Genomic DNA, 15,678 nt, shown 5'->3' on the forward strand with positions numbered 1-15,678 from the left:
GCCGAGTGTGAGGCGTCACATTGCGGAAGCCTGGCGTGTTAATTTCCAATGTCCGCCCTGTTTGCGGCCTGGTGGCCGGGCGACCAAGTAAATCCCACCTTTCGCACGAACTCAACCTAGGAAAGGGCGCGCCTTGGGAGCCGGGCGTCTAATATTTCGCGGCAATTTCGCCGGGCGCGGAGATGATTCTTTTGCCGCCCGCGCCATTGTCGCCCGGCACGGGCGCGCTTTTTAGCTGCGGGTGATCAGAACGCCGCTGGAGCCATCAGTCCCGAGATGGAATGTTCCGCCGGCCAGGGTCGAATCCTGGAAATCCAGCGTCGCCAACTGATGGGCGCTATTGGTGATTTGCAGCAGCCCGCTCGGCGCGTTGTAATTGAAGATCGCGCCGGCCAGCGAGAAATTATGCAGGTCGATAGCGCTGCCGGGGCTGAAATTCTCGAGCAGATCGCCCTTGTAAGCGGCCGTGCCGACGCCCGTTCCAAACAGGGCGGCGTTGTCGAGAATGAGTTCGCCGCTGTTCTGAAAGTCGATCTTCGACCCCGAGCCCAGCGCCTGCGCAATTTCCAGACTGTCTCCGGCGCCAAGCAGGAAACTCCCTGTGCTGCCGACGTCGACGGCGACCGACACGTCCAAAGAGCCATCGATGGCGATAACGCCGTTGTCGATCACCACGGCGATCGAATTGCCAGCGCCATGGAGCGTCCAATTCGCGCCGGAATCGACCTGCAAAGATCGGAAGTTCTGGAACTGGGATGTTCCGAGGCCGGCCAGGTCCCCCCAGCCCTTGGCCACTTCGAGGGTTCCGCCGCCGCCGCTCACAAGTCCATTGAACACCGACTGGGGATCGTCGATGACGCGATTGGCGGCATTGTTCGACACGAAATCGATCGCATAGACTCCCCCGGATATGGTCCCCGCATTGGTGACGGTTCCGCTCCCGCCGTTGATGAACACGCCGGCATAACCGCCTGAAATCACGCCGTCGCCTTGATTGACGACGCTGCCTCCGCTTTCGAGGTCGACGCCGCCACCGGACGGCGCGCTCCCGGCGATTACGCCGTCGTTGGTGATCGTCCCGGCTCCGCCTCCGACGAATATGCCCGCGATTTGAGCGGTGATCGCGCCGCCATAGATATTGTTGACCACGCCGCCAGCGTTCAAGCCGATCCCGTAAGCGCCGGTTAGCTGACCGCCGTTGTTGACGGTCGCCGCAACGCCAGACGCGAAGACTGCATATCCGACGCCCGCGATTATCCCGCCGCTATTATTGGTCACGAGGCCGCCGGCGCCGATCGTGACGCCCGCGCTACCCGCCGCTACGGCGGAGATCGAACCGCTGTTCACGACATTGGCCGATACATTCGCCAAGTTGACGGCCGTGTTCTGGCCAAGAATGGCGGCGCCATAAAGGTTCGTCACGACGCCGCCAGCGCCAAGTTGGACGCCCGCCAAAGTTGTCGCCGATATCAGGCCCTGATTGACGATCGTTCCCGCGGCGCCGAGGACGAAAATACCGTAGCTGGTCCCCGATATCGCGCCGCCCCATTTGTTGTTGATGCTGCCGCCCTGCTCAAGATCGGCGCCGGCTCCGCCCGCGGTCGTCGTGATGATCGAGCCCGCATTGGAGACGCTTCCCCCGTGGCTGAGGCTGACCCCGGCGGTTTGGCCGGTGATCGTCCCGTCCTGCTGGTTGGTGATGGTTCCACCGGCCGCGATCAGAATTCCGTATTTCCGGCCGGCAAGAAAGCCATAATTGATGATTTTCGCGCTCCCCCCGGTCACGAACACGGCGGCGGCGTTCGCGCCGGCGAGTCCCTTGATAGAGCCGCCCCATTGGTTGGTAAGGCTGCCGCCTCCATTAAAGGCGACGCCATCGTCGATCGAGGCGGTAATGCTGCCTGAGTTGGTTACGGAGCCGACGCCGCCAACATCAAAAAAAACGCCGTCCTCGCCGCCTGCGATCACGCCGCTGTTGTTGACCGAGCCGCCAGCGGCGAACCCGATTCCATAGCCTATTCCCGAGGCGGTAATCGTTCCCGCATTGGCGACCGAGCCTGAGGCGCCGTCGAAATAAATGCCGGAGACGGACGCCTGGGGGCCTGAGGCGCCCTTGCCGGTTATACTGCCCCCATATCGGTTGCTAACCGTTCCACCGGCGCCGAGACGGACGCCGCCATTGCCGGAGATCGCGCCGTAATTGACGATCGCGGCGGGGCCGAGCAGGTAGACGCCATATCCTGTCGCCGAGGAAATGGAGCCATAGGAATTCGTGATCGACCAATTGACGCCGGTTCCGCCATCGATGGCGTCCGCGCCCGGCGCGGTTGCGGCGACGCCGCCGCTAAAGGTGATGGTAAGCGGGTTGTCGGTGGGGGCGAGCGTCAAGGTTCCCGATAGCAGGGTGCTGATCGTGCGCGACATGGGTAGCCTCCTGGGCCACACGGCTTTGGCAGTCGGGCGGGTTATGGGATCAATCGGTTTGTTCCCGTTCGGCAATCTTGGTGGCGCCGCTTCGGGTCGTTAGATATCTGGAAAGAACGCCCCAAACATACCGCAAAAGTTAACCAGGAAAGCGCAACCTTTGGGCGTAAGCCGTTCGCGACGGTCGCGCGCTTCTCAAGCGCGCCAGGGCGCGAGGGCGGGAGAGGACGCCATCCACGGCTTTGCGCGGCGGCCAGGAATGACGAGCTCGAAGTTTGAGCTGCCGAGCGAAAAATTGACGTTATAGAACGGGTCCGCTTCGAGGGTCTCTCCCCAGGTTCTTTGCATATAGAAAACTTCCCGGCGAAAACGCGCGGCCTTTTCGGGATTTAAATCGGTCCCCCGCGAAGGCGATTCGTGATGAAACAGCAGCGCGAACGGCGTCCATGCGTTGCGATAGCCTTTTGCGGCGACTTTCAGCGAAAAATCGACGTCGTTGAACGCGACAGCCAGATCGGTGGCGTTGAGGCCGCCGACCTCTTCATAGACGGTTTTCCGGACGACCAGGCAGGCGCCCGTGACCGCCGAGACATTCGACGCCAGGAGCAGGCGTCCGAAATAGCCCGCGTCCCTCGCGCCGAAACCGGAGTGCAAATGCGCTGCGACGCCGCCGACGCCGAGCACGACGCCGGCATGTTGCACGCTGCCATCGGGATAGAGCAGCTTGGCCCCCACGACTCCATTTTCTGGGCGCGAGGCCAGCGCGACCATTTCGTCGAGCCAGTCGGAGTCGATCACGTCGACGTCATTGTTGATGAGTCCGATCAATTCGCCATGCGCGATGGCGACGGCCTTATTGTTCATGTCCGAATAATTGAAAGCGCCGCTATAGGGCATCACGCGCACGCGCGGATCCAGCGCCACCTCCCGCAACAGTTCGCGCGTTTCAGGCTCGTCGCTGTCGTGATCGATGACGATGATTTCCAGATTGGGATAGGCGGTTCGGCGCATCAGCCCGTTGAGGCAGGGGCGCAGCAGATCGGCGTGATTGTGCGTCGGCACGATCAGCGAGACCAGCGGCGCCGGAGTCGGAACCATGCGCCGCACGCGCTCCCATTGCGGCAGGAATGGATGCGGCTCGATGATGGAATCATCGCCCATCGCGCGGAGATGATCGGACTTGGCGCGGCGCGCTGCGTCGACGCAGCGTTGCAGCTGTCTCTCCGAGAAGGATGATTTCATTGTCGAACTGCGCCAGTGATAGAGGATCGCCGGGATATGGCGAATCCGATCCGGCGAAGTCTCGCGCGAGACGCGCAGGGCGAGATCATAGTCCTGGCTTCCTTCCAGCCCCAGGCGCAGTCCGCCGATTCGCTCGACAAGGCTTCGCCGGTAGACGCCGAGGTGGCTGACGATGTTGTGGCCGAGGAAAAGCTCGGGGTTCCAGTCGGTCTTGAAATAGGGATCGTGGCGGCGCCCTTTTTCATCGACGCGATCTTCGTCGGAATAGATGAGATCCGCGTCCGGGGTCCGGTTGAGCTCGACCACGACATGATACAGCGCATGTTCGGCGAGGAGATCGTCGTGATCCATCAAGGCTATGAATTCGCCGCGGGCAAGTTCGAGCGCGGAATTGGTGGCGGCTGAGATATGTCCGTTCGCCTCGCGCCGCACGATTCTGATCCGGGCGTCGCGGGCGGCGTAATCGGCGAGGATCGCGGCCACATGCGGCGAAGGCGAAGCGTCGTCCGCGATGCACAACTCCCAATGGGGGTAAAGTTGCGGGCGCACCGAGTCCAGCGCCTGCCGCAGCAGCGCCGGCGGCGTTTCGTAAGCGGGCATGAGTACGGAAATCAAAGGCTGGTAGGTCAGCGTCTCAATATGAGTCAGGATTCCCTGGCGGTCGTCATCGTCGAGCGTGTCGCATCGCTCAATCCAGTCCTGATAGGTGGCCGCGTTTGCGGTTGTCGAAATTCGGCGCTTTTTTTTCCGCGGCGGCGGCATGTTTTCGAAGACGAGCGGCTCGACTCCCTCGAAACGGAAAGCCATCCGGCGGCCTTCGTATTTTCCGTAACGCTCGAAATGAACCAGAGGATCGTAACTCGTTTCGCGGACGTCCGGATTGGCCTGGAGATAGCCGGCGGCGGAAAAGACCGGGCCGGGGTCTCGGCCTTCCTGGCGTCCCGTTGTCAGGTAATGAATGGCCGGATCGACGCCTTCGGCAAGGTCGCCATATTTCCTCGCGTACCAGCCGGGATCGAAGAATATCGATTGCCTCAGATACTGGAGCCGGCGGTGGAAACGGCTGAACCGCTGGAAAAGTCCGATCCGGGGCTTTTTCGCGCTCAGGGCGGCGTGGCGCGCCGCGAGCGAGTTGACGGCTTGATGGAGCTGGCGGCGCCCGGCAGCCAATTCCTCCTTCAGAGCCTCGCTGTTTTTCCAGGCCGTAATTCGCGCCGCGACAAGTTCCGCATGGACGAGAAGCAGATCGTCATTCGCAGGCCGTTCGCTCCATTCCAGCGCGATCGCCCATGGACGCAGGAAGGTGGGGTCGAAACATGCGACGGGCGCGAAGCCATGCTCCGCGAAGGCGCGGAGCCAGTCGATCGGCCTCCGGTACTTGTCATAGGCCGGCCCGGCGTGATCGTCGGGGCAGGCGGAAAACAGGACGCGCGTCGTCGCGGCGCAGATGTTGCGGATGGCCTGGTCCGCCTCGCGTCGCGGCAACTGGGCGAGAACTTCGATGCAGCCAATGAGATCGTAAGGCCCGGCGATGGGATCGGTTAGCCTTCCCAGTCCGCGAAAGGCGCATTTGCGATCCGGCCCTTGCGAAATCGCGGGCGCGTCGTCGATGCGAAAGCCGATTGCGCATCCCGCCTCGAAAATCCGCGGGGACGGCCAGGCCGAAATGAGCCTTGCGGCAATGTCGCCGAAGGAGTCCCGATGCGAGTCCGGGCGGCGGTCATCCGGAAGAGGTCCATAAGCGGAACGATGCGCGTCGTCGGGGATGCCGTGACGTATCTGTTGATATTGCTTCGAGGACAAATGAATCATCTGGATAACACAGCTTAAAATTGCACGCAGGGTTGGCGTTCTGGCGCTCACTATTATGTCGCCGCGCTTGCAACGCGGCGGCGGTCGATCCGATGGCGTTGAAAACGTCCCGATTGTTCGACGTTTCGTTCGGTCATTTTTAGGGCTGGCTTGCGGGACATGATGGCTTCCGATCAGGCGGGGCTGGCCGCAGTCTTGTCTTTATACGTGGGAAAAATTCCCACGTCAAACCAATGTGTGATTGATTCCCACGGAATCGGTCTTTATGATCGCGCCATGTCCGAACCGTCCCCAGGCGCGCCGGGCGGGTCGCAATTGCACGGGCCCGTCGCGCGCCTTCTTCGGCCGCTGGTGCGGCTTTTGATCAAGAGCGGCGTGACCTTCCCGGCGCTGTGCGAATTGCTGCGCGAGCTTTATGTGAATGTCGCGGAATATGACTTCGCGCTTGCCGACAAGAGCCAGACGGACAGTCGCGTCAGCCTGCTGACGGGTATCCATCGCAAGGAGGTTCGGCGACTGCGCGGCGCGGGCGCGCCGGTCAATGTCGTTCCGACGTCTCTCTCCCGCGCCAGCCAGATTCTGGCGCGCTGGCTCGGCGCGGGCGAATTCACCGACGAAGCGGGCAAGCCCTTGCCGCTGGCGCGCAACGCCCGGGAGGGCGAGGTCTCTTTCGATCAGCTGGTCGGCTCGGTCACGCGCGATTTGCGCGCGCGCGCCGTACTCGATGAATGGCTCGACCGGGGTCTGGTGCGGATCGACGGCGAAGATCGCGTGGTGCTGATCGAGCGCGCCTTGCTACCCGGCAAGGACGACGAGCAATTGCTCTATTATTTCGGCCGCAACCTGCACGACCACATGGCCGCGGCTGTCGCCAATGTTTCGGGCGAGGGACCGCGCTTTTTCGAACGCGCCGTCCATTACGATCAGCTTTCCGCGAACGCCGTGCGGAAACTCGAGGCCCTGTCGCGCGATCTGGCGACCCATGCGCTTCTGGCGGCGAACCGGGAGGCGCTGGCGATCTGCGATTCCGATCCCGGCGGCCCGCATCGGTGGAATTTCGGCCTCTATATTTTCACGGACGAAAACGAGTCCCCCGCGAGCCCGCCATCCGAGGCGAAAGGCAAGACATGAGCGGAGCGTCCCTTACGCGCCGCGCGCTGCTTTCCTCAATTGCAAGCACGCTTCTCTGCCTCTCGCGGGCTGGCGCCGCCGAGAACGCTCCCCGCGATCGGGGGATCGGCGGAACCGGCGCTGCGCTCAGTCCCGGCGAGGGCGATCGGGGCATCGGCGGTACGGGCGTCATCGGCACGATCCGGCGGTTCGGTAGCATTTATGTCAATGGTTTGCGCATCTCCTATCCGCCTGATGCACCGGTCGAGATCGACGGGGAGCTCAAGACCGTTCAAAGCTTGCGCATCGGTCAGGTCGTTCAGGTCATCGCCGCCAAAACCGCCAAGGGCCTGACGACGCAAAGGATCGTCGTGTCGAGCGAAGTCGTCGGACCTGTCGAGCGCGTTTCCAGCGACGGGATGACCGTATTGGGCCAGAATGTGTCGACGAACCGCGTCGATCTGCGCGGATGGCAGCCCGGCGAATGGGTCGCGGTGAGCGGCTTGCGTTCGGCCGACGGGACGATCGTCGCCAGCCTCATCCAGCACAGCGACACGGCTTCGATGCGCGTCGCCGGACCTGTGCGGCTCGGCCCTCAGGGCGAGGCGATGATCGGAGGCCTGCAAATCGCGGGGCTGGACCCGGCCCTGGCTGGCCGCCGCGTCTCCGTGGCCGGCGCCTTTATCGACCGGACCTTCACCGCACAGGTCGCGACGGAGCCTTATCGCGCGCTCCTGAACGCCGTGCAGCGCGTGTCGATCGAGTCCTATTTTTCAAGGGACGGGTCGCGGCTCGAACTTGGGTCCGGCCTCGTTGTCGAAGGCGACAGGCAGGCGGGGCGCCGGTTTGGCCTCGGCGTCGTGACCGCGCGGGTCGAACCCAATGGCGTGCTGCGCGCGGAGAGTCTCGCGCCGGCGCGCGGCCCGAATGGAGGATTTGGGCCGGGCGGCCATGGTCCAGGGCCAGACGGCGGCCGGGGCGGCTCGCTGGGCGCGCCTCCGGGTCAACACATGGGCGGTCCGGGGGGCGGCTTTCATGGGCCGGGCATGGGCGGTCCGCCGTCGGGCGGCCGCGGCGGCCCCATGGGCGGTCCCTTGGGCGGCCCCGGCGCCAATCCCTCCACCGGTCCCTTGCAAGGGCGCCCGGGAGGCGGTGGCTATTACGGCGGCGCGCCCGTGCCCGCGCCCGATAATTTTGGCGGGGCGGGCAATTTCCCCTCGCAGGGCGGCGCTCCCATGCCTGCTCCCGGCGGGTTGGGCGTCCCCGGCGGCTTCCCCTCGCCGGGCGGCCCCGGCGGATTTGGCGGATTTGGCGGTTCTGGTGGATTTGGCGGGTCTGCGGTCCCGGGCGGATTTGGAGGCCCCGGCGGTCCCGGGGGACCCATGGGGCCGGGTTTCCCGCCAAGGCGGTGACGCATCCATGTTGCCGTGCGTTTTAGCCGAGCCTATCCTGGTTGCGATATGAAGTATGGACGGCGAGGCTTGGTAAGCGAGGCTTGGGGCCGTGAGCGAGGCGAATCCGAAAACGCTGCGCGTCTTTGTCGAGGGCCGGGTGCAGGGCGTCGGCTATCGCGAATTCGTGCGGCGGGCCGCGCTGCGGCATGGCCTTTCCGGCTGGGTGCGCAATCGCTCGAATGGCGCCGTCGAGACTCGCGTCAGCGGCGCCCCCGAGGCGATTGACGCTTTGGTGGAGGCGATGCGCAGGGGGCCTTTGAGCGCGACCGTCACCGGGCTGGAGGTCCTTGACGACCGCGAGCCGCCCGAACGAGCCGGCTTCGTCATCGCCCCCACGTTCTAAGTCCTTCGATCCAGCCACGGTTTTTTCACGTAACGCCGTAACGAAGGGGCGCGGCGGACGTATTTCGCTTAGATGAAAATTCCGCGATCTGGAGATCACCATGCTGACACGTCGCAACACCCTTGGCTTTTTCGCTGGCGCGGCTCTGGCCGCTTCCGGCGGAGCCCGCGCCGCCGAGGACAAGGTGGAGCACAGCGACGCCGAATGGCGCAAGCTGCTGACGCCGGACCAATATGCCGTGCTACGCAAGGAAGGCACGGAGCGCGCCTTCACCAGCCCGCTGCTGCATGAAGAGCGCAAGGGCGTCTTCGCCTGCGCCGGCTGCGACCTCGACCTGTTCTCGTCCGCGACGAAATTCGACAGCGGCACCGGCTGGCCGAGCTTCTGGGCGCCGCTCGACAAGGCGGTGAACGAAAAGGAAGACCGCTCCTACGGCATGATGCGGACGGCGGTGGCTTGCCGTCGTTGCGATGGCCATCTTGGGCATGTTTTCAACGACGGCCCCAAGCCGACGGGCCTGCGCTATTGCATGAATGGCGTCGCGTTGAAGTTCAAGACGGCCTGACCTTAAGGACGCTCGCGTCATGCTTCTATTTATACTCGCTTTTCTCGGCGGCGCCCTGACCATCGCCAGCCCTTGCATCCTGCCGGTCCTGCCCTTCGTCTTCGCCGGGGCTGGCCAGTCCTTCCGCCGGCGTGGCTTGCCCATGCTGCTTGGCATGGCGGCGACTTTCGCTCTGGTCGCCACGCTCGCGGCCGTCGGCGGCGGATGGGCGGCGCACGCCAATTCCTATGGCCGCGCCTTGGCGCTGGCGTTGCTGGCCGTGTTCGGACTGGCGCTGGTCTGGCCGGGCCTTGCCGAACGCCTTTCCGCGCCCTTGGTGGCGCTGGGCGTGCGTCTGTCGCAACGGGCCGATGGGGAAGAGAGCAATGGCGGCGTTGGCGCGGCGCTGCTGTTGGGCGTAGCCACCGGCCTGCTCTGGGCGCCCTGCGCGGGGCCAATCCTGGGGATCATCCTGACCGGGGCGGCGCTGCAGGGCGCGACCATCGGCACGACCCTTTTGCTGCTCGCCTATGGCCTCGGCGCTGCGACCTCGCTGGCGCTCGCCTTGCTGGTCGGCGGCCGCGTCTTCGCCGCGATGAAGCGCTCGCTCGGACTTGGCGAATGGGCGCGGCGCGGCTTCGGTGTTGCGGTTCTCGCGGCGGTCGCGGCCATTGCGCTCGGGGCCGACACCGGCGTCCTCGCTCGCCTGTCGCTGGCCAGCACCAGCAGCTGGGAAGAGGCTCTGCTAGCTAAATTCGGCGCGACGCCCACGGCGGACACTGCCTCCGTCGTGATGACGCCCGCGGAGGGCGCGATGATGATGGGCGGCGGCCCGAACATGATGATGGCGCCTGGCGATGCGGCGAAGGGCGAGGCGCCGGCGGCCGGCCTGCCGGTGGAGGGCAGGGCGCCGTCGCTCGCAGGCGCGGTGGAATGGCTGAATTCGCCGCCGCTCTCGGTCGAAGGGCTCAAAGGCAAGGTCGTTCTGGTCGATTTCTGGACCTATTCCTGCATCAATTGCCTGCGCGCTCTGCCCTATGTCCGCGCCTGGGCGGAGAAATATCGCGATCAGGGTCTTGTCGTGATCGGCGTCCACGCGCCGGAATTCGCTTTCGAGAAGGACCCCGCCAATGTGAAGCGCGCCGTCGCGGATCTGGGCCTGACTTATCCGGTGGCGATCGACAATAATTATGCGATCTGGCGCGCCTTCGACAATCGTTACTGGCCGGCGCATTATTTCATCGATGCGCAGGGCCGTATCCGCCACCACCATTTCGGCGAGGGCGATTACGAGGGATCGGAAAAAATCATCCAGCAATTGCTGGCGGAGGCGGGCGTGTCCGGCGCGCCGGCTGGAATCGTCAAGGTCGCGGCGACGGGCGCCCAGGCCCCGCCCGACATGGCCGAGGTTCTCTCGCCGGAAACCTATCTCGGCTTCGCCCGCGCCGAAAACTTCGCTTCGCCCGGCGGCGCGGCGCAAAATCAGGCCCATGTCTACACGGGCTCCGATCTGCGCCTGAACGAATGGAGCCTTTCCGGCGATTGGACCATTGGCGAGGAGCGCGCCGAGCTCAATCGCGCAGGTGGCGCGATCGCCTTCCGCTTCCATGCGCGCGACCTGCACCTCGTACTTGGCCCGGGCGCCGACGGCAAACCGGCGCGGTTCCGGGTCAAGATCGACGGCGCGGCGCCGGGCGACAGCGCCGGCGCCGATATCGACGCCCAGGGCGAGGGCGTGGTGAGGGGCGAGCGGCTTTACCAGCTCGTTCGGCAGAAAGGCGGCGTCCGCGACCGCCTGTTCGAAATCGAATTCCTCGATCCCGGCGTGCGCGCCTATGCCTTCACCTTCGGTTGAACGGGAGATTGTCCATGAATCGCAATGTCATGAACCGCAATGTCAAGAAATCCGTGGGAATCGCCGCGATTGTGGCGGCGCTGGCCGCTGGGTCCTTTAGCCTGATTGCGCGGGCGGAGGAAGCGCCGCGCGAGATTCCGGCGCCGGCTCTGGACGAGCCGGCGGGTCAGCGCGGCGCCGAAACTGTCGTCCTCGCGGGCGGATGTTTCTGGGGCGTGCAGGGCGTATTCGAGCATGTGAAAGGCGTGACCCGGGCCGTCTCCGGCTATGCCGGCGGCGAGGCGGCGACGGCTCACTACGAGATCACGGGGCGCGGCGACACGGGCCACGCCGAATCCGTACAGGTCACGTTCAACCCGGCGGAAATCAGCCTCGGGCATATCCTGCAAATCTATTTCTCGGTCGCGCATGATCCGACCCAGCTCAATCGTCAGGGGCCTGACAGGGGGTCGCAATATCGCTCGGCAATCTTCCCGGCCAGCGACGAGCAGGCGAAGATTGCCCGCGCCTATATCGCGCAGCTCAACCAGGCGCGGATCTATCAGGCGGCGATCGTGACGAAGATCGAACCCGATCGCATCTTCTACCCGGCGGAGAGCTATCATCAGGACTTTCTGGCCCGCAATCCGACCTATCCCTATATCCGCATCAACGACCTGCCCAAGATCGCGGCGCTGAAACAGCTCTATCCAGGCGTTTATCGCGACGATCCGGTCCTTGTTGGCGACGCCATGCGTTAGAGCGTTTTCGAGCGAAGTGGATGCCGGTTCGCGTGAAGAAAGCGCGTCAAAACAAAAAACTAGAGCTCCGATCCGATTCCATCGGATCGGAAGGCTCTAGAAGGTCATGCGCAGGCCGGCATAGACCGAGAGCGGCTGGGCGGGCACGACGCTTTCCGGGTTGGTGAAGGCCTGAAACAGCTGTCCCGTCTCGAAATAGCCGCCATAGGTGTAGTAGCGGTGATTTAGAAGATTATTGGCGATAGCGAAGGCTTCGAGATTACGCGTGATCTTGTAGGCGCCGTTGAGCGAAACCGTGGCGTAGCCCGGCAGCATGGGTTGCTGGTTCGAGGCGTCGCCGGCATAGCGTTGCGGCCCGGTGATCAGGATGTCGGCGCCGATGCGGGCTTGAGAGTTGATGTCCCAGTCTAGGCTGATCTTGCCGCGCTGACGGGGGATCATCGGAAGCTGGTCGCCGGGAACGACGAAAATATTGCCATTGGCGTCGGCGGAGGGGCTGTTGGAGCCAAGCGTCAGATAATTGCGGAAGGTCGCGTCGATATAGGCATAGGTCGCGCGGACCGTGAACGGTCCCTTGCGGTAATTGAGCTGGGCCTCCACGCCTTGCCGCAAGGTGTCTCCGACATTGGCGAAATAGCCGAAGCCCTGCTGGGTGGGAGAGGGGACGTTCAGGATGTCGTTGCTGCTGAGCGTGCGATAGACGCCTGCCTTCCATCCGACCGCGCCCCAATCATTGGCGAGGACCTGCTGGCCGCGAAAGCCCGCTTCGAAAGTCTGCGCGACGACCTGCTGGAGCGGCGGGTCGGAGACGAGAAAGGCCCCCATGATGCAGGGCTTCTGCGGATTGGCGCAGCCCAGTTCGAGCGGCGTCGGCGCGCGGTTGGATTCGGCATAGGAGCCGTAGACGAGAAGGTCGGGCGTGAGCTTGTAGGTCAGGCCGACGACCGGATTGACGTGGTTATATTGGTTCTCGCCATTGACGTCGCCGCCGAGCTGGTCGGACAGGGAGATGGACGCCAGATTGAAGCGCGCGCCCGCCGAGAGCGTGAGCTTGTCTGTCAAGTCGATGGCGTCGAGCACGTTGAGGCCGAAATAACGGTTGATCGAATTGACGCTGACCGGGCCGATGGCGACCGGATCGCCCGAGGGGCCGAGATAGGTTCCCGAGCCGATCACGACATAATTGGGCGCGACGACGCCAAGCTCGGCGGTCGCGTTGTAATTGGTCGTCCCGTAATCGAAACTCGCGCCGAAAGTGGCGTGGTTCTTGAAGCCGAACAAGGTTCCGCTGTTGGAGAGCTGCGCGCTCGCCCCGGCGCTGGTGGTGAGGATGCTGGAGCGGTCGATTTCGCCAAGCACGGCGTTTGACGGGAAGGGGTTGTTCAGCTGCTGTCGGTTCAGCCCGTTGGCGGGCGTATCGTCGCTATTGTAGCAGAGCAGCGTCGGGTCTTCGCAAGGTTGCGTATTGGTCGGGTTGCCGTCGACCGTGTGCTGGATGTAGCGCCGCACATAGGCGTTGGTATTGAGGCTCCAGGTCGGCGAAAAGGCGAAATTGCCCGACAGCGCGATTTGCCCCATCTGGGTGTGTGATGTCTGAGGAGTCGTATAGACGCCGCTCCAGTCCTGATTGAGCAACTGGATCGGGGCCGGACCGCTCGCGCCGAACAGATTGTCGGCGAGGCCCGCGCTCAGGTGATATTCATTGCCATTGGAGCGATAGCCTAGGTCGCCATAGAAGCGGCGGATGGTGGAGGCGCCGAAATCGCGATAGCCGTTGTCATGTACGCCTTCCAGCGCGCCGTAAAAGGCGAAATCGCCGACCTGTTTGCCGTAATCGAGCGCGCCCTGGATGCGGCCATAGGAGCCGCCCGAGACTTCGAGCCGCCCGCCCTGGGTGTTGAAGCCGTCCCGCATCTTGATGTTGACGGCGCCGCCGAGTGCATTGAGGCCGAACGCCGGATTGTTGGAGATCATGTCCATCGAATAGATGGCGAAGGTCGGGAGCATGTCCCAATTCATCGTGTCGCCGAACGCCTCGTTCACGCGCACGCCGTTCTGATAGACGGCGAGGCCCTGCGGCGTGCCCTGCACCGGCGAGGAGACGAAGCCCCGGAAGACCACGTCGGGCGACAGCGTATTGCCCGTGGTTCCCTGAATATCGACGCCGGGCACCAGGCGCTGGAGCGTATCCGCCGCCGCCGGGGAGCCGGTCCGCGCGATTTCCTTGGCGTCGATGCGGGTGTTGTTGGAGGGCGTCAGGTCCTGAGTAAAATTGATGGGCGCGCCGGCGATCCCGGCGTCGGCCGCCGGGATCGCGACCGGCGGAGCGGAGGTCGGCGCATCGGTGGTGACGTCGATGTCGGGCAAAGGCTGACCGCTCTGCGCCAGAGCCGAACCCGGAAGGCCAGCAACCGGAGCGCCGAGGATGGCGACCGTGGCCAGCAAGGATGCGCGAAGGCGGTTCATATTCACTCCCACTATTTTTGTCGGCTGGCCGCCCGTCAAAGCGCCAGTTTCGCCGTTTGGCGCGGCGATGACTCAATTTGGCGGGTTTTTCGCCTTAATTGGAAACCTAATACAAATTTTCGTGATCGAGAAGATATGCTGCCGGGGAAAGGGTCCTGTTTGGCCGGGAAAAAATCCCGATTGGCGTCCTTGAAAGGGTTGTTCAAATAATTCCCGGCGCGGGCGATGGCGTTGCTTCGGATCAACTGGCGTTATGCTGGGATGTATTTTTGGGAGGCGAGGGAATGGCCGCCTCTATCAACCCGCCGCCGCCTGGCGCCATTCCAATTGACAGCCGTCCGCCCAGGCCGCGCACCCGTTCCCGCATGCCCGCGAGACCGAGGCCGGCAAGTTGTTGCGGCTCGATCCCGACCCCGTCGTCCTGAATGCAAAGGCGAATTTCCGGCGGCGCGGCGATGCGCGAGAGCACCACCGAGGCGTGGGTCGCCCCCGAATGGCGAAAAATATTGGTCAGCGCCTCTTGCGCCAGCCGGTAGAGCGCGAGGCTTTCCTTCGCGTCGGGCAGTTCGAAATCCTCCGGCAGGCAGAGTTCGACATCGACGCCGGGTTCGGTCTGGCGCCAGTTCTCGACGAGTATCTTCAGCGCCTCGCACAGGCCCAGCTCGTCGAGCGCGGGCGGACGCAACTGCCGCAGGATTCTCTTGTTGTGCCCTTGCAGGGCCTCGATCTGGTCTCGGATGGCGGCGACGCGGCGCTGGAGCGGCTCCAGTCCAGCATCGCGGACGCCGGCTTCGAGCACGGTCGCATTGGCGCGCAGGGCGAAGAGCCAGGGACCGATCTCGTCGTGCAATTCATGCGCGATTTTCTTTCGCTCCTCTTCCTGCACGTCAATCAGTCGCTGGATCAGGGCGCGATTGGCGCCGGACAGATCCTCCAAAGATTCCGCGAGGGCGTTGATCTTGGCGCAGAGATCGACGAATTCCGGCGAGCCGGCGGCTTGCGTGCGAACCTCGTAATCGCCCTGGCTCAGGCGCCCGAGGGCCGTCGAATAGGTCTCAAGAGGCCGCAGGGTCCGGGCGAGAATGAGACTCGCGCCGAAAAGCGCGGCAAGCGCGATGGCTCCGCCGGTGAGCGCCAGATTGCGGACGTCCTGCCAGACCTCGTTGACCTCGTCGGAGGGATCGCTGGCGATGACGATATCGCCAAATTTACGGCCGTCGATGGTCGCGGGCAGGATCGTCACCTGGTTGCGGGCGTTGATGAGATTGGAAAACCAGACTGGCGACTGTCGGCGCTCATCCGGAACCAAAGCCGCCGCCACGGCGTCGGCGGGATCGCGGACGAGGGCGATGCGGATATGGCGTAGTGAATCGAGGCTGCGCGCGAGTTGGCGCAGGGCCCCTTCCGGATCGGCCGCGCCGCGGAAATTGACCATGGCCGCTTCGATGAAATCGCGCGTCACCCGCGTCATGGCTTCGCCCTCCGCCTGCACGCGGGTGCGGGCGTTCAGCGCCATGCGGCCGATATCCGCGGCGAGGCCGAGAAAGAGCAGCAGACCGAAGAGCAGATCGATGCGGACCTTGAGCGACATGGAGCGACCGTCACGACTGGGGCGAGGAGGGCGATGGTCGGGTTCGGCCTCCGGCAAGTCAAGGCCCGCAAGTCAAGCGCGGCGGCTTGCAATGCGG

10 protein-coding genes are annotated in these 15,678 nt (G+C 64.1%); 6 read left to right on the forward strand and 4 right to left on the reverse strand.

Going from position 1 to position 15,678, the window contains the following annotated elements; translation table 11 throughout:
• Positions 1-231: 231 nt before the first annotated feature.
• Both QZ409_RS19635 and QZ409_RS19640 read right to left on the reverse strand, forming a co-directional pair.
• The gene (locus QZ409_RS19635) at positions 232-2,424 is read right to left on the reverse strand and encodes a hypothetical protein (protein ID WP_296714739.1); all 2,193 of its coding nucleotides are present in this window, start codon (positions 2,422-2,424) and stop codon (positions 232-234) included.
• A 195-nt stretch (positions 2,425-2,619) separates the two neighbouring features.
• Positions 2,620-5,469 carry a glycosyltransferase gene (locus tag QZ409_RS19640; protein WP_296714742.1) on the reverse strand — a complete coding sequence of 950 codons (2,850 nt, stop codon included), beginning with the start codon at positions 5,467-5,469 and terminating at the stop codon, positions 2,620-2,622.
• Between the two features lie 285 nt (positions 5,470-5,754).
• On the opposite strand from QZ409_RS19640, the gene QZ409_RS19645 reads away from it, so the two are divergent.
• The 6 genes from QZ409_RS19645 to msrA all read left to right on the forward strand — a co-directional run bounded on the left by QZ409_RS19645 (position 5,755) and on the right by msrA (position 11,524).
• Positions 5,755-6,609, forward strand: a complete 855-nt coding sequence (locus QZ409_RS19645) for a DUF6502 family protein (RefSeq protein WP_296714743.1) — start codon at positions 5,755-5,757, stop codon at positions 6,607-6,609.
• Complete coding sequence (locus QZ409_RS19650; RefSeq protein ID WP_296714745.1) at positions 6,606-8,000, forward strand: DUF5666 domain-containing protein; 1,395 nt, start codon at positions 6,606-6,608, stop codon at positions 7,998-8,000. The genes QZ409_RS19645 and QZ409_RS19650 overlap by 4 nt, the downstream gene beginning before the upstream one ends.
• A gap of 91 nt (positions 8,001-8,091) precedes the next feature.
• Complete coding sequence (locus QZ409_RS19655) at positions 8,092-8,385, forward strand: acylphosphatase (RefSeq protein ID WP_296714749.1); 294 nt, start codon at positions 8,092-8,094, stop codon at positions 8,383-8,385.
• A 100-nt stretch (positions 8,386-8,485) separates the two neighbouring features.
• Complete coding sequence (gene msrB / locus QZ409_RS19660) at positions 8,486-8,950, forward strand: peptide-methionine (R)-S-oxide reductase MsrB (RefSeq protein WP_296714750.1); 465 nt, start codon at positions 8,486-8,488, stop codon at positions 8,948-8,950.
• Between the two features lie 19 nt (positions 8,951-8,969).
• Positions 8,970-10,784, forward strand: a complete 1,815-nt coding sequence (locus QZ409_RS19665) for a cytochrome c biogenesis protein DipZ (RefSeq protein WP_296714752.1) — start codon at positions 8,970-8,972, stop codon at positions 10,782-10,784.
• Positions 10,785-10,798: 14 nt separating this feature from the next.
• Positions 10,799-11,524, forward strand: a complete 726-nt coding sequence (msrA, locus tag QZ409_RS19670; RefSeq protein ID WP_296714754.1) for a peptide-methionine (S)-S-oxide reductase MsrA — start codon at positions 10,799-10,801, stop codon at positions 11,522-11,524.
• Positions 11,525-11,620: 96 nt separating this feature from the next.
• Here msrA and QZ409_RS19675 read toward each other — a convergent pair whose 3' ends face one another.
• Positions 11,621-13,990: a TonB-dependent receptor gene (locus QZ409_RS19675; protein ID WP_296714755.1), complete on the reverse strand. Its 2,370-nt coding sequence runs from the start codon at positions 13,988-13,990 to the stop codon at positions 11,621-11,623.
• Between the two features lie 241 nt (positions 13,991-14,231).
• Positions 14,232-15,581, reverse strand: a complete 1,350-nt coding sequence (locus tag QZ409_RS19680; protein WP_296714756.1) for an ATP-binding protein — start codon at positions 15,579-15,581, stop codon at positions 14,232-14,234.
• Between the last annotated feature and the right edge of the window lie 97 nt (positions 15,582-15,678).

The organism is Rhodoblastus sp., from assembly GCF_019449565.1.
Taxonomy (GTDB): domain Bacteria; phylum Pseudomonadota; class Alphaproteobacteria; order Rhizobiales; family Beijerinckiaceae; genus Rhodoblastus.

Coding starts and splice junctions, on each gene's coding strand:
- QZ409_RS19635 (WP_296714739.1), bottom strand. CDS start 2,424: ATGTCGCGCACGATCAGCACCCTGCTATCGGGAACCTTGACGCTCGCC.
- QZ409_RS19645 (WP_296714743.1), top strand. CDS start 5,755: ATGTCCGAACCGTCCCCAGGCGCGCCGGGCGGGTCGCAATTGCACGGG.
- msrB (WP_296714750.1), top strand. CDS start 8,486: ATGCTGACACGTCGCAACACCCTTGGCTTTTTCGCTGGCGCGGCTCTG.
- QZ409_RS19680 (WP_296714756.1), bottom strand. CDS start 15,581: ATGTCGCTCAAGGTCCGCATCGATCTGCTCTTCGGTCTGCTGCTCTTT.
- msrA (WP_296714754.1), top strand. CDS start 10,799: ATGAATCGCAATGTCATGAACCGCAATGTCAAGAAATCCGTGGGAATC.
- QZ409_RS19650 (WP_296714745.1), top strand. CDS start 6,606: ATGAGCGGAGCGTCCCTTACGCGCCGCGCGCTGCTTTCCTCAATTGCA.
- QZ409_RS19665 (WP_296714752.1), top strand. CDS start 8,970: ATGCTTCTATTTATACTCGCTTTTCTCGGCGGCGCCCTGACCATCGCC.
- QZ409_RS19675 (WP_296714755.1), bottom strand. CDS start 13,990: ATGAACCGCCTTCGCGCATCCTTGCTGGCCACGGTCGCCATCCTCGGC.